20 protein-coding genes are annotated in these 18,975 nt (G+C 59.8%); 7 read left to right on the plus strand and 13 right to left on the minus strand.

Annotated features, from left to right (window positions below):
* Nucleotides 1-8: 8 nt before the first annotated feature.
* The 9 genes from pnp to rbfA form a co-directional block, all read right to left on the minus strand.
* On the minus strand, nucleotides 9-2,159 hold the full coding sequence (gene pnp / locus ACR0NA_RS15705; protein WP_480452381.1) for a polyribonucleotide nucleotidyltransferase: 2,151 nt from the start codon (nucleotides 2,157-2,159) through the stop codon (nucleotides 9-11).
* A 226-nt stretch (nucleotides 2,160-2,385) separates the two neighbouring features.
* The gene (locus ACR0NA_RS15710) at nucleotides 2,386-3,240 is read right to left on the minus strand and encodes a hypothetical protein (protein ID WP_480730424.1); all 855 of its coding nucleotides are present in this window, start codon (nucleotides 3,238-3,240) and stop codon (nucleotides 2,386-2,388) included.
* A 303-nt stretch (nucleotides 3,241-3,543) separates the two neighbouring features.
* Nucleotides 3,544-3,813, minus strand: a complete 270-nt coding sequence (rpsO, locus tag ACR0NA_RS15715) for a 30S ribosomal protein S15 (protein WP_170655922.1) — start codon at nucleotides 3,811-3,813, stop codon at nucleotides 3,544-3,546.
* Between the two features lie 143 nt (nucleotides 3,814-3,956).
* The gene (locus ACR0NA_RS15720) at nucleotides 3,957-4,985 is read right to left on the minus strand and encodes a calcium-binding protein (RefSeq protein WP_480730427.1); all 1,029 of its coding nucleotides are present in this window, start codon (nucleotides 4,983-4,985) and stop codon (nucleotides 3,957-3,959) included.
* A gap of 96 nt (nucleotides 4,986-5,081) precedes the next feature.
* Complete coding sequence (locus ACR0NA_RS15725; RefSeq protein WP_480452387.1) at nucleotides 5,082-5,588, minus strand: DUF1643 domain-containing protein; 507 nt, start codon at nucleotides 5,586-5,588, stop codon at nucleotides 5,082-5,084.
* Nucleotides 5,589-5,697: 109 nt separating this feature from the next.
* Entirely contained in the window at nucleotides 5,698-6,264 is a 567-nt protein-coding gene (locus ACR0NA_RS15730; protein ID WP_480730430.1) for a hypothetical protein, read from the minus strand.
* Nucleotides 6,265-6,386: 122 nt separating this feature from the next.
* The gene (gene truB / locus ACR0NA_RS15735; protein ID WP_480730431.1) at nucleotides 6,387-7,298 is read right to left on the minus strand and encodes a tRNA pseudouridine(55) synthase TruB; all 912 of its coding nucleotides are present in this window, start codon (nucleotides 7,296-7,298) and stop codon (nucleotides 6,387-6,389) included.
* A 91-nt stretch (nucleotides 7,299-7,389) separates the two neighbouring features.
* The gene (locus ACR0NA_RS15740; RefSeq protein WP_480730433.1) at nucleotides 7,390-8,130 is read right to left on the minus strand and encodes a phosphodiester glycosidase family protein; all 741 of its coding nucleotides are present in this window, start codon (nucleotides 8,128-8,130) and stop codon (nucleotides 7,390-7,392) included.
* Nucleotides 8,127-8,522, minus strand: coding sequence for a 30S ribosome-binding factor RbfA (rbfA, locus tag ACR0NA_RS15745; RefSeq protein WP_170655910.1), 396 nt, complete (start codon nucleotides 8,520-8,522; stop codon nucleotides 8,127-8,129). Before rbfA ends, ACR0NA_RS15740 begins: the two co-directional genes overlap by 4 nt.
* Before the next feature lie 92 nt (nucleotides 8,523-8,614).
* On the opposite strand from rbfA, the gene dapB reads away from it, so the two are divergent.
* Together dapB and ACR0NA_RS15755 are read left to right on the plus strand one after the other, a co-directional pair.
* A complete protein-coding gene (gene dapB / locus ACR0NA_RS15750) occupies nucleotides 8,615-9,424 on the plus strand; it encodes a 4-hydroxy-tetrahydrodipicolinate reductase (protein ID WP_480730436.1) in 810 nt (269 codons plus the stop codon).
* Nucleotides 9,425-9,483: 59 nt separating this feature from the next.
* A complete protein-coding gene (locus ACR0NA_RS15755) occupies nucleotides 9,484-10,146 on the plus strand; it encodes a DUF2306 domain-containing protein (RefSeq protein WP_480730438.1) in 663 nt (220 codons plus the stop codon).
* Here ACR0NA_RS15755 and ACR0NA_RS15760 read toward each other — a convergent pair.
* From ACR0NA_RS15760 to tmpA, 3 genes are read right to left on the minus strand one after another with little or no spacing between them, the layout of a single operon-like run.
* Nucleotides 10,133-10,801: an ureidoglycolate lyase gene (locus tag ACR0NA_RS15760; RefSeq protein ID WP_480730440.1), complete on the minus strand. Its 669-nt coding sequence runs from the start codon at nucleotides 10,799-10,801 to the stop codon at nucleotides 10,133-10,135. The two genes, ACR0NA_RS15755 and ACR0NA_RS15760, sit on opposite strands and share 14 nt — an antisense overlap.
* Entirely contained in the window at nucleotides 10,798-11,388 is a 591-nt protein-coding gene (tmpB, locus tag ACR0NA_RS15765; RefSeq protein WP_480730442.1) for a (R)-1-hydroxy-2-trimethylaminoethylphosphonate oxygenase, read from the minus strand. The genes ACR0NA_RS15760 and tmpB overlap by 4 nt, the downstream gene beginning before the upstream one ends.
* On the minus strand, nucleotides 11,385-12,521 hold the full coding sequence (gene tmpA / locus ACR0NA_RS15770; RefSeq protein WP_480730444.1) for a 2-trimethylaminoethylphosphonate dioxygenase: 1,137 nt from the start codon (nucleotides 12,519-12,521) through the stop codon (nucleotides 11,385-11,387). The genes tmpB and tmpA overlap by 4 nt, the downstream gene beginning before the upstream one ends.
* Before the next feature lie 99 nt (nucleotides 12,522-12,620).
* Between tmpA and ACR0NA_RS15775 the strand changes: the two genes are divergently transcribed.
* Nucleotides 12,621-13,481 carry a LysR family transcriptional regulator gene (locus ACR0NA_RS15775; protein ID WP_480730446.1) on the plus strand — a complete coding sequence of 287 codons (861 nt, stop codon included), beginning with the start codon at nucleotides 12,621-12,623 and terminating at the stop codon, nucleotides 13,479-13,481.
* 16 nt (nucleotides 13,482-13,497) lie between these two features.
* Here ACR0NA_RS15775 and ACR0NA_RS15780 read toward each other — a convergent pair whose 3' ends face one another.
* Complete coding sequence (locus ACR0NA_RS15780) at nucleotides 13,498-13,680, minus strand: DUF1674 domain-containing protein (protein WP_170655896.1); 183 nt, start codon at nucleotides 13,678-13,680, stop codon at nucleotides 13,498-13,500.
* Nucleotides 13,681-13,772: 92 nt separating this feature from the next.
* Here ACR0NA_RS15780 and ACR0NA_RS15785 point away from each other — a divergent pair, with 92 nt between their 5' ends.
* The 4 genes from ACR0NA_RS15785 to lspA all read left to right on the plus strand — a co-directional run bounded on the left by ACR0NA_RS15785 (nucleotide 13,773) and on the right by lspA (nucleotide 18,947).
* Nucleotides 13,773-15,032 (plus strand): RsmB/NOP family class I SAM-dependent RNA methyltransferase, encoded by a 1,260-nt coding sequence (locus tag ACR0NA_RS15785; protein WP_480730451.1) that lies wholly within the window; start codon nucleotides 13,773-13,775, stop codon nucleotides 15,030-15,032.
* An 87-nt stretch (nucleotides 15,033-15,119) separates the two neighbouring features.
* Entirely contained in the window at nucleotides 15,120-16,859 is a 1,740-nt protein-coding gene (locus ACR0NA_RS15790; RefSeq protein ID WP_480730454.1) for a heparinase II/III family protein, read from the plus strand.
* Nucleotides 16,860-16,881: 22 nt separating this feature from the next.
* The gene (gene purH / locus ACR0NA_RS15795; protein ID WP_480730457.1) at nucleotides 16,882-18,471 is read left to right on the plus strand and encodes a bifunctional phosphoribosylaminoimidazolecarboxamide formyltransferase/IMP cyclohydrolase; all 1,590 of its coding nucleotides are present in this window, start codon (nucleotides 16,882-16,884) and stop codon (nucleotides 18,469-18,471) included.
* Nucleotides 18,471-18,947, plus strand: coding sequence for a signal peptidase II (gene lspA / locus ACR0NA_RS15800; RefSeq protein ID WP_480730459.1), 477 nt, complete (start codon nucleotides 18,471-18,473; stop codon nucleotides 18,945-18,947). The genes purH and lspA overlap by 1 nt, the downstream gene beginning before the upstream one ends.
* Nucleotides 18,948-18,975 lie beyond the last annotated feature (28 nt).

Consider the following 18,975-nt stretch of genomic DNA (forward strand, 5'->3'; position numbering starts at 1 on the left):
GTGGCGGATTAGTCCGCGCTTTCCTCTTTCTTTTCTTTTTTCTCGGGAACGATCTCTTCGCCGGTTTCCTGATCGACCACTTTCATCGACAGGCGAACCTTGCCGCGGTCGTCAAAGCCCAGCAGCTTGACCTTTACTTCCTGACCTTCTTTCAGAACATCCGACGGGTGGTTCAGGCGGCGGTTTTCGATCTGGGACACGTGGACCAGACCGTCGCGCTTGCCAAAGAAGTTCACGAAGGCGCCGAAATCAACGATCTTCACGACTTTGCCGGTGTAAACCTGACCTTCTTCCGGCTCGGCCACGATCGAATAGATCATGTCATAGGCCTTCTTGATCGATTCACCATCGGGCGAGGCGATCTTGATCACGCCGTCGTCGTTGATGTCGACCTTGGCACCCGAGGTTTCCACGATCTCGCGGATGACCTTACCGCCCGAGCCGATCACTTCGCGGATCTTGTCGGTCGGGATGTTCATGGTCTCGATGCGCGGTGCGTGGACCGAGAATTCGTTGGTCTCGGACAGGGCTTTGCCCATCTCGCCCAGAATGTGCATCCGGCCGTCCTTGGCTTGTGCCAGGGCTTTCTCCATGATCTCGGGTGTGATGCCCGCAACCTTGATGTCCATCTGCAGCGAGGTGATGCCGTTTTCGGTACCCGCAACCTTGAAGTCCATGTCGCCCAGGTGGTCTTCGTCACCCAGAATGTCCGACAGGATGGCGTATTCGCCGTCATCTTCCAGGATCAGACCCATGGCCACACCGGCAACCGGTGCTTTCAGCGGAACACCCGCATCCATCATCGACAGCGAACCGCCGCAGACCGACGCCATCGAGCTGGAGCCGTTGGATTCAGTGATCTCCGACACGATGCGGATCGTGTAGGGGAAGTCGGTCGCCGCAGGCAGAACCGCCTGCAGGGCGCGCCATGCCAGCTTGCCGTGGCCAATCTCACGACGGCCAGGGCCACCAACGCGGCCAACTTCACCAACCGAATACGGAGGGAAGTTGTAGTGCAGCAGGAAGTTCGATTTGAAGTTTCCGTGCAGCGCGTCGATGAACTGCTCATCATCGCCGGTGCCCAGCGTGGTCACGGCCAGCGCCTGCGTTTCACCACGGGTGAACAGGGCCGAACCATGAGTCCGCGGCAGCATCGAGGTTTCCGCAACGATCGAACGGATATCGGTGGTCGAACGACCGTCGATCCGCTTGCCGCCTTTAACGACGTCGCCGCGCAGAATGCCTGCTTCCAGCTTTTTCATCGCGGAACCGAGGTTGCCGTCCTCCAGCTGCTCTTCGGTCAGCGCTTCCTTGATCGCTTCACGGGCAGCGGCAACAGCGGCAGTGCGCTCCTGCTTGTCGGTGATCGCGAAGGCGGCGCGCATCTGCTCTTCACCGGCGGCCTTAACAGCGGCGGACAGCTCCGAGTAATCAGGCGCTTCGAAGTCGAACGGCTCTTTCGCGGCTTCTTCGGCCAGCGAGATGATCAGGTCGATGACCGGTTGAATCTGCTCATGCGCGAAGTTTACCGCGCCCAGCATTTCCGCCTCGGACAGCTCGTATGCTTCGGATTCAACCATCATCACGGCGTCTTTGGTGCCGGCAACAACCAGATCCAGACGCTGTTCGGGGTTCAGGCGCAGGTCCTGCATGTCGTCGACGGTCGGGTTCAGAACGTATTCGCCATCCTCAAACCCAACGCGGGCACCGGCGATCGGGCCACGGAACGGCGCGCCCGAGATGGTCAGCGCAGCAGAAGCAGCGATCATCGCGACGATGTCGGGGTCGTTGACCAGATCGTGGCTCAGCACGGTGCACATCACCAGAACTTCGTTCTTGAAGCCGTCAACGAACAGCGGGCGGATCGGACGGTCGATCAGACGCGCGGTCAGCGTCTCTTTCTCAGTCGGGCGCGCCTCGCGCTTGAAGAAGCCGCCCGGAACCTTACCGGCGGCATAGTATTTTTCCTGATAGTGGACGGTCAGCGGGAAAAAATCCTGACCGGGTTTTTGCGCACGGGCAAAGGTCACGTTCGCCATGACGCTGGTTTCACCCAGCGTGGCAATCACGCTGCCGTCGGCCTGACGGGCAACCTTGCCGGTTTCCAGTGTCAGCGTCTCTTCGCCCCACTGCATAGATTTCTTAGTTACATCAAACATTTGCGTATCCTAGATGAGAGCACTCCCGCCCCTGCGGGTCTCCCGTTTGCATGGCGGCCCCATTGCCGCCGACCCCATTTATCTTCCGTTCGAGTGCCGGGGTCTTGGCACAACGTCTCAGATACCGCGCGCATACATGAGAATGCGGCAGAAGGGAAGGGAAACCGAACGCCGATCCCAACGCCGTGCTACCCCACCTGGTGGGCGGGGCAGCAACTGTTTTTCCTCAGGCGGCGGTTTTCTGCCGCTGAAACGGGATTTTTTCAAAGAAAACAGAACATCCCAGCCCATCGACCGCGCGGCGGTTGTCGAATGAACACCGGACCATCAGCCCTTCATCCGTGAACAGGATGTCGTCCACCGGGTCGATATCGGTGTCGTTGAAACCCGGAAAACAGGGGCGCAGCTCTGTCAGAATCCGGCTGAAGAACGCATCCGGGCTTTCACCGGTTTCGGCCTGAATCGCCCTGATCCTGCCGGCATCCCTTTCATCAAGAATGTGCCCGAACTCCCGGCCTTGCTGAACCTTGATCATCGTGTTCGTGATCTCGATTCGCGCGCCGCGTTTCCAGCGCATTGGCGGGGTGATTGTCCAACACACCCACGGATTTCCGGAACCGGTTTCGACATAGCCGGATGTTCCCGGGCCCCAATGACGGGTCAGTGCCGCGCGATAGCCCGCCACCTGCCGTTTCCAATTGTCGTCGGTCACATCCAGCCGTATCACCGGGCCGCTCACGCCGGTTTCTTTCATGATTTCCAGAAAGGTGCCGGGTTCAGCGATGGAGAGCGCCGTCACCGCCACATGGCGAAGCGACGCGTGCGGATCGTTTACGTCGGGCCCGGGCATATAGCCAAGCTGACCCATCCGGTTCAGAAAACCGGTGACGTCGAAATTCAGTTTCATCAACTGTCCGGATGCGTTAGGGGCCTGTTTTTCCAGCGTGGTTTTCAAAGCGTGGTAATCCGGAAATCCGAACCCACGCGCCAGACCCTGATCCAGATGGGATGACTTTATGGGGCCTCTGATCGGCCGCAATGAGTCTTTCAGTTGTCGGTATGAGTGCATATCGAGGATCATGCTCTTCTCCTGATTGAAAACGACTCCACATGCTCGCAAGTTGGACGGGAGCCTTTCAGTTAGAAGGCAGTCTCGAATATTCTGAGTTCAGTGATCGCGTTTTAGGCCTGCGAGTGCCTCGGCTGCGCGCCTTGGGTTCAATATTGGCGCGGGTGCGAGAGTTGTCAATGGTAAGCTCTCTTAAAAATTGAAACAAGGCGGGCACGCTGTTACGTTGCCTGTGGATGAACGAAAAAAAACGCCCGCCAAAGTGGCGGGCGTTCAAATCTGAGTCCCGGGCCTGGAAACCCGTGCAAAAAGCGCTTAGCGACGGATACCCAGCTTTTTGATCAGGTCCTGATAACGGGCCTCTTCCTTGCCCTTGAGATAGTCCAGCAGCTTGCGGCGCTGAGCAACCATCTTCAACAGACCACGACGACCGTGGTTGTCTTTTTTGTGGGTTTTGAAGTGCTCGGTCAGGGTGTTGATGCGCGAGGTCAGGATCGCAACCTGAACTTCGGGCGAACCGGTGTCGCCGTCTTTGGTTGCGAATTCTTTCATCACGCGTGCTTTTTCGTCAGCAGTAATCGACATCGGGGTCTCCTTTAAGGGTTAGAGTGAATGGCGCAGGCCGGGATGTCGTCCAGCACAGGCCCATGGAGATAACCGCACCGAATCCGGCACGGATGGGCGCGTATAGGCGCAATTTTGTTAGGTTGCAAAGGGAATCTGCGGATTTATCCGCTTAAACCCAAAGTTGGCAGTTCGGTTTCGCGCACCAGTTCGATGTCGTCCGCCGACAGGCCATCCGCGCCAAACAGATGCGCCACTTCCTGCCCGTCGACCAGCACGCGCATTAGGTCGCTGTTCTGTGCGTCGGTCTGGATTTCGATGTCCGGATCGGGGTTCTCTGCGTCTTCCCAGGTCACGAGCAGCTTGTCCTCGCCCGGGGTGAAGTCCATCACGGTGACCTCACTTTCAACAGCATTTTCGCCCAGGATAATTTCGTCTGCGCCGGACCCCCCGGTCACGACATCGCCCCCTCCGGCGATGATCACGTCATTCCCCTCACCGCCGTTGAGGAAATCCGTGACAAGTCCTTCCTCGTCAGCGTCCTGACCGGACAGAACATCATCGCCGCTGCCGCCGAACAGGGTGTCAATTCCCGCATCGCCATCCAGTATGTCGTCGCCATCCCCGCCTAGAAGTGAATCCTGACCGTGTTCTCCAACCAGAATGTCGTCGCCTTGACCGCCCACCAGTTCATCATCGCCATCGCCGCCGTTCAACTGGTCGTCACCGAAATGACCGAACAACCTGTCGTCTTCGCCATCACCGAAAAGCTGGTCTTCGCCGTCCTCACCATGCAGGATATCTTTGCCGTCCCCGCCCTTCAGGATGTCATCACCTGTCCCGCCCAGCAGAACGTCATTCCCGTCGTTGCCAACAATCGTGTCGTCGCCGCCATATCCGTTGATCTGATCGTTGCCATCCTGCCCGGCAAGTGTGTCATCGCCACTCTCACCGGCAATGACCAGATTGCCGTCGTAGTCACTTATCAATCCGTCAGCAGGCTGATCTGCGGATGCCTCGGACGGTTCATCGACGTCCTCCCCGATCTCAATGAAAGTTCCTTCGGAGTAGTTGCCTTCGGTGATGCCGTCATCAACTGCGTCTGGATCGTCTTCCTCATCGGAAAACACGTCGCCCAACGCGTACGCTGCGCCGCCGACTGCTGCCATGCTGAGCAACCCGATCAGAAACATGGGACACCTCTGCCAAAGTAGTGCGTGAGGTCAGAATATCCTGTGAATCAAGGGGTTGGTCAAAGCCGAACCGCTTTGTTGGTTAACGATAGGACTTTAGCCCCAATGCTGAGGCTGTTGGGAATAAGCAATGTAAAGCGGGTGTTTTGGATGCCCGTCCTTGGTTAATCCCAGATGGAACAGGGGCTGTTTTGTTCCGCGCAATAACTGCTCGACCGCGGGGCCGCGTTCCAGATGGGTGCCGTGGGTGCCCCATGCGGCAACGATCTGGTCGGCCCAATCAACCCCGGCCAGAATGGCATCATCGTTTTCGGGGCCAATGGGATCGGCGGCTGCGCGCATCTTACGCGGGTCGGTATCGCGCCAGGCAAAGATATTGGTGACCTGAAATGCGCCAAAACCCAGCGTCCTCGCGCGCCGTTCACAGCGTTCAACGGTGGGATCGTTCTGAACCTCGGTTGCGGTCGAGGGATTCAGCATTACAAACAGCGCCTTGCGCCCGGCCGGATCCCAGACCCGAGTCAGGCTATAGCGATAGCATTCGCAATCCGAATAAACGGCGGTCGAGGGCGCATCGCCCTTGGTGTGGGAACGGGTAATCATGCCGCTGACTTACCATGCTTCACCGGATGGGGCCATAACGACTGACAGGAGTTTGTGACAGGCGCACGCCGTGCGTTTTATTAGGCGAAGTGAGCCGGTTCTGACGGAATCAAATCGGTTGCGTGACCGGGCGCCTTTGCCTCTGCCAACCTAGTATTATTATGAGTACGAGCGCACTGGCCAGCATCGCAAGTGGCGCTGGGAGTGGGATGGGACTCATCGGTGGGGCCAGAGTAATCGAATATTCGCCAGAGTTGGTTACACCGCCCGGAAATCCGCCGACCAACGGAAAAATCGCGTAAAGGGGCGGCTGCACGCCGGGGTTAACGGAATCCTCCAAGGACAGGATGCATTCCATCGCCAGACAACCTGACCCAGCTGCGGAGTTCGTGATGAACCCTTCTGTGGAGGGGTTGCCGCGAATGTCATTGCTCACCGCATCGTAAACAGGCGCGCCAACGCCAGTCCCAAGTGTGTCGAAGGTAACGCCGTCTATGGTGATGTTGAAACTGGTCAGAAGACCTCCGGTATTCGGCGCCTCAAATGTGCCAACCGAGGTACCAACTGTGATATTGTAGCTAACGGTTATGGCATTCGCCATTGGTGCCGAAAGGATAGCTGCGGTGATTGAGAGGGCCAGCGCTTTGAACGCTTTGCTGCGTAAGGAATTAAACATAACCGACCCTCCAGACAACTAAACCAATGATGCTATTATAGCAAAAATCGGGCGGTCCGTCCAATTTCACCCCAGCAACATCCTGTTGATACACTGGGTTTGAATTGCGGGCTCGTCGTCGGTCAAGTGCCTTGCACGAACACCCGACTGGGATGCAATTCGCCGGATTTATAGACGCCCACGGCCACAGCCTGGCCATCCAGCGAGGCCCAAGCTTCGTCGCCATATTCCACATCCGAAGTCAGAACCATGCCCGGATTGCCATTGCGCAGGCGGGTGGCGCCTTCGGGCGTGCATTTCACCTCAGGCAGATCGGCCAGACCGGCCTCCAGCGGGTGCAGGTATTCATCCAGCGCTGTGGTCTTGGCCATTTCGTCGATCTGTTCGATGCTCAGGCCGTTTTCGGCCTCGAAAGGTCCGGACCAGATGCGGCGGAGTTCCTTTACATGACCATGACATCCCAGCGCCGCGCCCAGATCGCGCGCGATCGAACGGACATATCCACCCTTGCCGCACGTCATCTCAAGCATGACATGATCCGGATCGGGCCGGTCGACCAGAACTAGTTCCTCGACCCAGAGCGGGCGCGCGGCGATCTCGACATCCTCACCATCGCGGGCCAGCTTATAGGCGCGCTGACCGTCGATCTTGACGGCCGAGAATTTCGGAGGGACCTGCATGATCTCACCCACGAAAGGCAGCAAGGCCTCTTTGATTTGATCGTCGGTTGGGCGTGCGTCACTGCTGGCGATCACCTCGCCTTCGGCGTCGTCGGTGTTGGTGGCCTGACCAAGGCGCACGGTGAAGGTATACGCCTTGAGCGCATCGGTGATGTAGGGAACGGTCTTGGTTGCCTCGCCAAGGGCGACGGCCAGTACGCCGGTCGCCTCAGGGTCCAGCGTGCCTGCATGCCCGGCCTTTTTGGCGTCCATGGCCCAGCGGACCTTGTTCACAACAGCGGTCGAGGTCAGGCCTGCGGGCTTGTCCACAACCAGCCAGCCGGAAATGTCGCGACCCTTGCGTTTGCGTCCCATTTTTCACCTTGAATTTTATCGAGGCGCGCGACCTAACGGATCGGTCGGGCGCTGTCAAACTAACAGAATGCCGAATGCAGAGCAGCGCGGCTTATTCCAGGCTTTCGACGACGCCAACAATGGGACCCAGAGAGGTAAAACCAACGTCAGACCGGTTCAGAGACGGGGCGTAAAGACGCGAGATATTGCCGTCGAAAAACAGGGCATTCGGTGTTTTCAGAACGTCCCGGAACAGGCTGCCGAATTCATGAAATGTCACGTAGTCATCGGATATCGCAAAGACCGCCCTAGCGCCGTCCTTGCTGGTGCCCACCCCGTTGCGCACATAGCGCGAGGTCGAATCGACCAGAAAGCGCGGGTGCAATTCGCCATTGATCACCAGCATCGGGCCTGACTGCGTGGCAAAGCGGCATTCAGGGGCATCTTCGACGAATGTCAGCGTTTCAAACACATCTGCGCGTCCGTCGCGGATGCAGAACACCCCATTGGGCAGCAGACCAAAATTGCCCGGCCCTGCATTGGGGATCACGCGCATAATCTCTTGCCCGTCTTCGACATAATGTCCAACGGGCGAGCGGTCGTCGTGATACATCCCGGCGTTCATGGCAAAGGCCAGCTGTTCGCCATCCGGGTTCAGCGCGTTGTTTACGGAAGAGAAGTAACCCAGAACCTTGCCATCGTCGTCGTTCAGAAACAGACGCAGGTCTTCATTGGCGGCATCCACCTCGCAGATGGTATACCGCTTGTCCTCATGGGTTAGTTTTTCACAGGTGACCGCAGAGGCTTGCGCCGCCCACAGGACCGCGCACAGCGTCAGAGCCGTACGGTTCACTCGTCCAGATCGCGGCGCACCGCGTCCTGTTCGAACATGCGGCGGGTGTCGTCCAGCCGGTCAAACGTGTCATCCAGACGGAACCGCAGATCGGGCGAGAATTTCAGGCCGACCTTCTTGCCCACCATGCGCCGCAACTCGCTTTTGTTACGGGCGAGCAGTTCGATAACGTTTTCCTGCCCTTTGCCGCCAAGCGGCAGCACATAGGCAGTGGCGATCTTGAGGTCGGGAGAGGTACGTACCTCTCCCACGGTGATCGACATACGGTTCAGGTCGGGGTCGTGCACATCGCCGCGCGCCAGAACCTCGGACAAGGTGCGGCGGATCAGTTCGCCGACGCGGAGTTGTCTTTGGGAAGGGCCGGGGCCATCGTGGAATTTGTTCTTAGCCATAACCCCCGATCTAAGCGCAAAGCAGGGCTTTGCCAAGCGGGCGCGAACGGGGTAGGAGGCTTTGAGCCAAATTCAACAAAAGGACCAGCGCAATGACCCATATTCCGGGGATCGTCATCACAGGGGCTTCGGGCCGTATGGGGCAGATGCTGATCAAGACCGTCACGGACAGCGATCAGGCGCGTCTGGTTGGCGTGGTCGAACGCAAGGGTCATGACTGGATCGGACAGGACGTAGGCGAAGCGATGGGTGGTCAAGCATTGGGTGTGACCGTGACCGACGATCCGCTGGAGGCGTTCGCTCAGGCGCAGGCTGTCATTGATTTCACCGCGCCCGAGGCAACGCTGGAATTCGCGGCGCTGGCTGCGCAGGCGCGCTGTGTGCATGTGATCGGCACCACAGGTATGACGGATGAGCAGATAGCGGCTTTGGAACCGGCATCACGCCATGCCGTCATTGTGCGGGCGGGCAACATGAGCCTTGGCGTAAACCTGCTGGTGCAACTGACCAAAAAGGTCGCGGCCGCATTGGACGAGGATTTCGACATCGAGATCATCGAGGGGCACCACCACCACAAGGTCGATGCGCCCTCGGGCACCGCGCTGATGCTGGGCGAGGCTGCTGCCGAAGGCCGAGGCGTCAAGCTGGATGATGTGTCTGATCGGGGCCGTGACGGCATTACTGGCGCGCGCAAGCGGGGGGACATCGGGTTCCACGCCATTCGCGGAGGCGACATCGTCGGCGAACATGACGTGCTGTTCGCCGCCCCCGGAGAACGCATCGTACTGCGCCATCTGGCCTCGGACCGTGCCATCTTTGCCCGGGGCGCGCTGAAGGCGGCGCTGTGGGGGCAGGGCAAGGCCCCCGGCCAGTATGACATGGTGGATGTGCTGGGCCTATAAGCCATAGACGGCCCGCCAGTCGACGCTACAGTTCGGGTATGCGGATCCTGAAATCTCGCGTGGCAACCGGAGTATTGCTGGCAGTGTTTTATCTGACACTGCTGCCTTTTGTTGCGCATGGATTTGGTATGATCGGCATTGGGCTGTCTGATGATGCGGCCAAACAAAGTTATTTGTTTGTGGATGGTCAAAGAGTCGGTAACGCCGCCATGCTGCTGCATATCCTGACCGGAACGGTTCTGGTGGCATTGGTGCCGCTGCAACTGATCAGAGGGCTTCGGCAGAGTTACAACCGCTTTCACCGCGCGCTGGGTGCGGTACTGATCACACTGGCGCTGGTCACCGGTCTGGCCGGGATGACTTATATACCCCTGCGTGGAACGATTGGCGGACCGGTGATGTCCGTGGGCTTTTTCATTTACGGGCTGTGCCTGTTTACTGCGGCACTGATGCTGGCGTGGATGGCTTTGACTGGCGACCGCGCAGGCCATTGGGCTTGGGGATTGCGGCTGTTCTGGCTGGCGCTGGGGTCGTGGCTTTACCGTGTCCATTATACGCTTTGGTATCTGCTGACCGGAGGGCTGGGGTCAGAGCCCGATTTCTCGGGCCCTTTTGATCTGGTGCAGAATTTCGCGTTTTTTGTTCCTTATCTGCTGGCCGTGCAGATCTGGATTGCGCGCAGGCGGTCGGACCATCAGGGGGCTTTGATCACAAATCCCTGACCTTATCCGCCCGCAGAGGGCAGGACAGATAGACGCCGAACTCTTTACCGATATCGGCGCTGACCCGCGCGTGGACCCGACCCTGCCGATCCAGAAAACGCTGGTTGTCCTCGACCGGGAAAATCCCCTCGTGCCAGATGCCGGGATGGATATATAGGCCACGTGATCCGTCGCACCAGAACGCCACCACCTTTTCAGGGGTCAGGTTGTCGCCGGGCAGGGCGGCAGGCACGATGAAGGGTTTGTTGTCCAGCGGCCAGAACATCTGCCCGCCATCCGGGTGATAGTTCATGTGCCACAAAAGAACCTGATCGCGCGGCGCGGTTTGCCGATCCGTTTGCGCTTGCTGAGGATCAGCAGACCAGCCGAGGACGTAATGGCCTTTGACCGCTTCGTTCTCGCCATAGAGCACATCACCCTGCCAGTCGCATTTGAACGTGCCTTCAACCCAGCCGCCTTCGTCGCCGGTGCCCTCGTCGATTGGCCGCCAGCCCTGTTGCGGCCAGCGGGCGATTTCGATCTCGAACCCCTCGGGATCATCGACCAGACAGCCATAGCCTTTGACCGACGTGTCCGTTGCCCGGATCAGCGGAACCTCATGCCAGGGCAGCGAGGGTTTCGAGCTGGCCTCGAAGATGTATTCCGGTGCGTTCATGCGGCACCCAGATGTCTGTCGACCATGCGTTGCACCATCGGTGCGAAATGGGCGAAATCAGGTGTTTCCATATCCGCACGTTTGCCAGCCTCGTCCAGATAGCGCACCTGAATGATCTCTTTCAGGTTCGGATTGGCCTCGAATTCGGCGACCTCCGCGGCATTCATCGGACCGCCTTGCAGTTCCAGTGTATGGACCGAAGCCGTAGAAAGACGATTGAAGTATTCGGGCTTGGTGGCGCAGAGATAACGCTTGGCGGCCACGTGATAGCGGCAGCAGTCGGTGATGACCGAAGGGAAGAACTGTTCCAACACTTCGGCGCCCGCGTCCTCGTGGTGACGGTCTTCGGTGTCGTCGGGGTGATAGGTGCCGAACTCGGAGGTAAAATGGCCGATATCATGCAGCAACGCGCCGACGATGATTTCCTCGGGCTGGCCGTTCTGTTCGGCGATCGTGGCGCCTTGCAGCATGTGTTCGGCCATGGTGACAGGTTCGCCCAGATATTCCTCACCACCGCGGCGGTCGAAAATGTCACCGATGAAGGCCACGATATTGTCCCGGTTCAGGGTCGAGAAATCCGGTTTCATTCCGCTGCCTCCGGCTGTGCCATCTCCATCGCGGCCAGCGTCGACAGCAACCCGTCCTTGTCGGCGTAGCAGCCCTGCAGCCAGCGCGAGCCTGCGCCGGAATAGCCCAAGCGCGCGTGCAGCACGCGGGTATTGTCGACGATAAAGCTTTCTCCCGGTTCCAGCTTGAACGACACGCCCATGGCCGGATCGTCGATGATCTCGCCCAGTTGCCGATAGGCGGTGTAGTAGGCCTCCATCTGATCAAAGGGGATGTCCACGAATGGGGCCGACGAGCGATTGTTAAAGCGGATGCCGACCAGTTCACCATCCGGCGACAGCTCGATCATCGGGCGGCGCGAGCGCAGGCAGACCCCGTCCGAGCCTTTGTATTCGAAGCGGGCCGGATAGCCTGCCAGCAGGGCAAACCCTTCGGGGTTTTGATCACGCAGCTTTTCCGCGGCGCGGAAGCCGTCGACAACAATTGAATCGCCGCCTTCGGCACTGTTTTCAAGGCAGTAGAGGATCTGTAGCGTTGGCACCGGATCGCGGTAGGGATTGTCGGTATGCGCCTGCAGGCCAAGGCCGGTATAGGCAAGGTTGGTCGGATTCACCTCGGTCCGGACCTCAAAATAGGGGCCATAATTGGTCTCGCGCACATAGCCGAACAGATCGGCCACTTTCAGCAGAGATTCCGGCTCGGTCGGACCATTTGTCAGTTTGGCAAAGCCGTACTCGGCCACCGCCGCCAGCCAGCCGCGTTTGGCTGAGGGGTTCTGGTGAACCTCGGTCCAGTCGGCGCTGGGCGCTTCGATGCCTTGCGACCAGGTGGTAATGCCGGGCGCTATCCGCCCGAATTCTTCAGATTGATTGCGGTCGTAGTTGTGATCCGACAGCCAAGCGGCAGGGAAGGTGACGGTTTTGCCTTCGGGCGCGAAGGTAACGGACAGATCGTCGTTCACGACCTCGGCCGCAGCGACCGAGATATCGGCAGGAATGTCGCCAATCGTGATCAGGCGCTGGCCATTACCCGCTGCGCGGGTTTCGGGGTCAAGCGCATTGTCGCGCAGCCAGATGGCGTGAAAACGGGCGCGGGTGTTGTCGGTGAATTCAACAGTGACGACAGAACCGTCGTGGTTGGCAGAGCGCAGCATTGGGAGTCTCCTGTTCGGCGCGGGCTGTGCTTGTGGAAATATAACCGACATGGCATTACGACAATTAATCCTTATTTCGCCTGAGAGTTGGAAATTCTAATGGCTAAGAAAAAGGTTGGATTGCCGCCGCTTGACTGGCTGCGGGTGTTCGAGGCCGCTGGCCGACTGGGCGGCTTTTCCGCTGCGGCGCGCGAGTTCGGGCTGACGCAGGCTGCAGTCAGCCAGCGGATCGGCAACCTTGAGGCATGGCTTGGCCGATCCCTGTTCGTGCGCGAGGCGCGCGGCGTGACGCTGACGGTTGAAGGCGAAAGCTATTTGCCGATGGTACAAGACAGCCTGTCCGCGCTGGAACAAAACACAGAAGACTTGTTTGGCAAATCGCCACGCGAACTAAGGGTTGCTGCACTAAGTTCGCATGTTCACGCATTGGTTTTGCCATGTGTCACGGCCTTCCACGAAAAGCGGCCCAAGGTCAGGCTGGTGACCGACTCGGTGGCGCGCCGTTCAACACTGGATGAAGAGCGTACATGGCTGCAGATCCGGTATGGGCGTGGCAACTGGCCGGGACGCGAGGCCACCCTGATTGCGCCCGAAGTGCTGGTGCCCATGGTCGCTCCGGGTGTGAGCTTGGATGATGGTGTCATCGAGTTGCGCGGCGAAAGACCGGGTTGGCGCGACTGGTCCCGGAATGCCGGGTTATCCGAACCTCCCATTGCGCGGTTGAGTGTGGATTCGATGGAACATGCACTGACGGCGGCGCAGCAGGGATTGGGTGCGGTGCTGGGGTCGGCCCCGTTGGCGCGCAGCCATTTGGCGTCGGGTGTGCTGTTGCGGCTGGACCTGCCCGAGCTGGAAACCAAGGACGGGTACTGGCTGACATGGCCGGAAGAGCGCGCCCGGTCGAAAAAGCAAAACGCGTTGATCCGGGACTTTGCCGAAACCCTTCGGGCCAAAGGCTGAGCCCCCGAAGCGGGGATCAGAAATCGATCGCGATCCCCTTCTTTTCCCAATCGCCATACCGGGCAGGGTCCGGTCCGTCGCGACCGCCAAGTTCTTTGGGTGCCGTCTTGGCCGCTGCATCGGCTTTCTTGCGACGCTCCTCTGCTTCGGCAAGCGCGCGCTGTGCGGCAGGGGGCAGGTCTTGTTGCTTGTCGCTCATGGCGTTGGGTTCCTTTCCGTGCACGCCCTTGATATACGCCCGCGTCGGCCCAAGGCAATGCGGGCGCAGGTCACAGTCAAAAAGGCGGGAACATGTCGGACGGCGCAACAACGGCACGGCGCAGCGCAATTTATCTTTTGGATCAGATTCTGGGCGAGGGGCGATTGTTGTCCGAATGCCTTGCAGCGGGCGCGCTGGATCGTCTGGGCCACGAAGACCGCGCGCGGGCGCAGCGGTTGACGCTGGAAACCTTGCGAGGGCTGGAACGCGCTGACCGCCTGCTTGAAGGGCATCTGCGGAAAACCCCCGATCTGACGGTTCTCAATACTCTTAGGCTGGGTACGGTCGAACTGTGTCAGGGAGAAGCGGCGCACGGTGTGGTCAACTCCATGGTCGAGATCGTCGGGCGGTCGCGCAAGCATGGGCGCCTAAAGGGGTTGGTGAACGCGGTATTGCGTAAAGTGGCAGCGGATGGGCCGGATGCGTGGCCCAAGATGCGTGTGCCCCGCTTGCCGGACTGGCTGCGTGAGCCTTTGATCGAAGCCTGGGGTCAGGACGCGGTGAAGGGAATGGAACGGGCGCATTTCGACGGCGCGCCACTGGACGTGACGCTCAAATCCGGTGTTGCAGGCCCGGGTGGTGAGGAATTGCCGACCGGTTCAGTACGGCTGCGGGATGCCGGGCAGGTGTCTGCCCTACCGGGCTTCGCTGCGGGTGAATGGTGGGTGCAGGATGCAGCGGCGGCGTTGCCGGTGCGGGTACTGGCCCCGCAGTCCGGGGAAACGGTGCTGGATCTGTGCGCCGCGCCTGGTGGAAAAACGATGCAGCTTGCCGCCGCCGGGGCAGAAGTGACAGCGCTGGACGTTTCCGAGGCCCGGATGAAAAGAGTGCGCGAAAATCTGGCGCGCACTGGCCTGCAGGCCAGTATACTTGTCGAGGATGCGCTGGAACATTCCGGCCAGTATGACGCCATCCTTCTGGATGCGCCCTGTTCCGCCACGGGTACGATCCGCAGGCATCCGGATTTGCCCCATGCCAAGGACGGGTCCGAGTTCGGTGGTCTGATCGAGCTGCAGGCGCACATGCTGCGGCATGCCTGGACCTTGCTGAAACCGGGAGGCCGTATGGTTTATTGCACCTGTTCGCTATTGCCCGATGAGGGTGAAGTGCAGGTAGAGGAAGCGTTGGCCGAACACCCGGATATGACCATCGACCGCGCGGCGCTGCACCTGCCGGGCATCGAGGGCAGCTGGATCACTGAGGAAGGCGGACTGCGTCTGCGCCCTGACTATTGGCCCGAAGCCGGTGGGATGGACGGGTTTTATGTCGCCTGCCTGCGCAAATCGGTCTGAGTTGACGCTTTTCGGTGACTCGACGAAATTCCCCGGCTATCGTTGCCTCAAACGCCCCAGAGCGTGTGAGGCAGAGTAACGGGAACCATGTCGAATCCGGAAACCATGGTCAGACGATGGATGCGGTTTCAGAACCGTCTCTATGCGCGCCTCAGCCAAAGGCAAAAAGGGGTTAAGGGCTTTGTCGGCCAGCCCGAGCCGCGCACTGTCGGATCGTTTGCGCGGGGGCGGCAGCTGGTGGCGGGCAATTTGCTTTTTGCCGGGTATCTCGTCGAAGCTCAGGACACCGGGTTGTGGGACGTTGCGGCCCCTACAGCTGCCTTTGATGAGGAACGGCATGGTTTCGCATGGCTCGATGATCTGGCCGCAGTAGGAGATGCACGCGCGCGGGAAAAGGCGCAACGCTGGGTCTGGGGCTGGATCGAAGAGCACGGCCGCGGACAAGGTCCGGGCTGGGTTCCAAATCTGACGGGACGCCGGGTCATCCGCTGGATCAATCACGCGGTCTTTCTGTTGCGCGGGGCCAGCGAGGATCAGAGCCGCTTGTTCTTTCGCTCGCTTTCACAGCAAACCTGGTTTCTGTCCAAACGCTGGCAGGCGACCACACCGGGGTTGCCGCGCTTCGAGGCTCTGGCCGGTCTGATCTACGCCGGTTTGGCATTGGAAGGATTGGAACACATGGCCGACCCGGCCCTGCGGGCGCTGGCCGGTGAATGTGATCGCCAGATCGACGAACAGGGCGGCATTCCAACCCGCAACCCCGAGGAACTGCTGGAGGTTTTCACCCTGCTCACTTGGACGGCTGCGGCCCTGCATGAGGTGGGGCGGGGTACACCGGCGGCGCAGACGCAAGCAATCAAGCGGATTGCGCCCACCTTGCGCAGCCTGCGCCATGCTGATGGGGCGCTGGCGCGGTTTCATGGTGGCGGCCGGGGGGTTGACGGGCGGCTGGATCAGGCCCTCGCGCAGAGCGGTGTAAAGCCACAGCATCCTGTCGGGCTGTCGATGGGCTATGCGCGGTTGGCCGCCGGGCGCACCAGCGTCATTGTCGATGCCAGCGCGCCGCCCAACGGTGCCGCGTCGTATAACGGGCACGCGTCCACACTGGCGTTCGAACTGACATCCGGGCGGCGCCCTTTGATCGTCAGTTGCGGATCGGGGTCCAGTTTTGGTCTGGATTGGCGTCGGGCTGGACGGGCGACACCCTCGCATTCCACCCTGTGTCTCGACGGTTACTCCAGCGCGCGGCTGTCAGAGCCGCTGAGGGGGACTGCCCATGAGGCGCTGATTGACGCGCCGCACGACGTTCCGGTTGAAGTTGAAGAGGGTTTTGAAGGGGTGCAACTGCAGGGCGGCCACGATGGCTATGTCAAGGTTTTTGGCCTGACACATGCGCGTGTTCTGCAATTGCGCTTTGACGGGCGCGAACTGGCGGGCGAGGATATCCTGCTGGCGCTAAGCGACAAGGCAAGGCGCCGGTTTGATCAGGCCATGGACAGTTCGGGACTCAATGGAATTGGTTTCGACATCAGATTGCACCTTCATCCGGATGTCGACGCGGCGGTGGATCTGGGCGGTGCAGCCGTTTCCATGGCGCTCAAAAGCGGAGAAATCTGGGTTTTCCGGCATGAAAACGGCGGTAAATTATCTCTGGCGCCAAGTGTTTATCTCGAAAACGGGCGATTAAAGCCACGCGCGACAAAACAGATCGTTCTATCTGGTCGCGCAATGGAGTATGCGACGCGCATCCGGTGGACGCTGAGCAAGGCACAGGATACAGCCTATGCCGTGCGCGACCTGCACCGGGACGAGCCCGAGTTTGACTGACGCCAAAAGGACCTTTGGACCCATGACCGATCTTCACCCCGTGCGCCGCGCGTTGCTTTCCGTTTCCGACAAGACCGGGCTGATCGAGCTGGGCAAGGCTCTGGCCGAGCGCGGGGTCGAACTTCTGTCGACTGGCGGCACGGCCAAGGCGCTGCGCGATGCCGGGCTTGCCGTGAAGGACGTAAGCGAGGTCACCGGCTTTCCTGAAATGATGGATGGCCGGGTCAAGACGCTGCACCCGATGGTGCATGGTGGCCTGCTGGCGCTGCGGGACAACGACAGCCACGTGGAGGCGATGAATGAACACGGCATCGGTGCGATCGATCTGCTGGTGGTAAACCTCTATCCGTTCGAGGCGACCGTGGCCAAAGGGGCCGATTACGACACCTGCGTTGAGAACATTGATATCGGCGGACCTGCGATGATCCGCGCGGCTTCGAAGAACCATGCCTTTGTAAATGTGGTGGTCGATGTTCAGGACTACGACGCGCTGCTGGCTGAACTGGCGGCCAATGATGGCCAGACCTCTTATGCGTTCCGTCAAACTCTGGCGCAGACGGCCTATGCCCGCACTGCTGCTTACGACACGGCTGTTTCGAGCTGGATGGCCGATGCGCTGGCCGCCGAGTCTCCGCGCCGTCGTGCCTTTGCGGGTGAGCTGAAGCAAACCCTGCGCTATGGCGAGAATAGCCACCAGTCGGCGGCGTTCTACACCGATGGCACGGGTCGCCCCGGCGTTGCGACTGCCATTCAGCATCAGGGCAAGGAACTGAGCTACAACAACATCAACGACACCGACGCGGCGTTTGAACTCGTGGCCGAGTTCGACCCCGCCGACGGTGCTGCCTGTGCAATCATCAAACACGCCAACCCCTGTGGCGTGGCCAAAGGCGCGACTCTGCTTGAGGCATACAAAGCCGCGTTCGACTGTGACCGCACGTCGGCTTTTGGTGGCATCGTTGCGCTGAACCAGCCTCTGGACGCGGAAACCGCGCAGGAGATCACCGGCATCTTCACCGAGGTGGTGATCGCACCTGGTGCGTCTGATGAGGCTAAGGCGATCTTTGCGGCCAAGAAAAACCTGCGCCTGCTGACGACCGAGGGCCTGCCTGACGTGACCGCAGGCGGCAAGACCGTGCGCCAGGTGGCGGGTGGCCTGCTGGTACAGGACAAGGATAACGGCTTTGTTGGCATGGATGATCTGAAGGTCGTCACCAAAAAGGCACCAACCGACGAGCAGATGCGCGATCTGCTGTTCGCGTGGAAAGTGGCAAAACACGTCAAGTCCAACGCCATCGTCTATGTCAAGGACGGCGCGACTGTCGGCGTCGGAGCGGGTCAGATGAGTCGTGTCGATTCGGCCCTGATCGCGGCCAAAAAGGCAGAACGCATGGCGGACACGCTGGGCTTGCCGCAGCCACTGACCATCGGCTCGGCCGTCGCCTCGGATGCGTTCTTCCCCTTTCCTGACGGTCTGATGGAAGCCGCCGAGGCAGGCGCGACCTGCGTGATCCAGCCGGGCGGTTCGATGCGTGACGACGAAGTGATAGCGGCGGCGGATGAGGCTGGTCTTGCGATGGTCTTTACCGGCATGCGGCACTTCCGGCACTGATGCGTTACGGGATTCTCTTCTGGGCCGGGATGGCGGCGTTTCTGATCGACCAGATCAGCAAATATCTGGTCGTGCATGTCATGCGCGTCGCCGACAAGCCCAACGGAATCGACGTACTGTCGCCGTATCTGGTGTTTTTGTACGGCGAAAACCGCGGCATCAACTTCGGCCTGTTTCAGGGCAACGGTGACGCTGCGCGTTGGATTCTGATCGGAATTTCGGTCGTGGTCTGTGTGGCCGTACTCGTCTGGCTCGGGCGGGGCGCGCGTTCGACGGTCATGCTGTTGTGCGGGGGCCTTTTGATTGGCGGTGCGCTGGGCAATGTGATTGACCGTTTGTTGTACGGATATGTTCTGGATTTTCTGAACATGTCCTGCTGCGGTATCAACAATCCTTTTGTCTTCAATCTGGCGGATGTTTTTATTTTTGCCGGGGCAATCGGTCTGGTTTTGTTTGACGGCAAAAAGGCCTCGTGACGCGCCGGATGAAATGCGATAAAAGCGC

It is taken from the genome of Ruegeria sp. C11 (assembly GCF_056537725.1).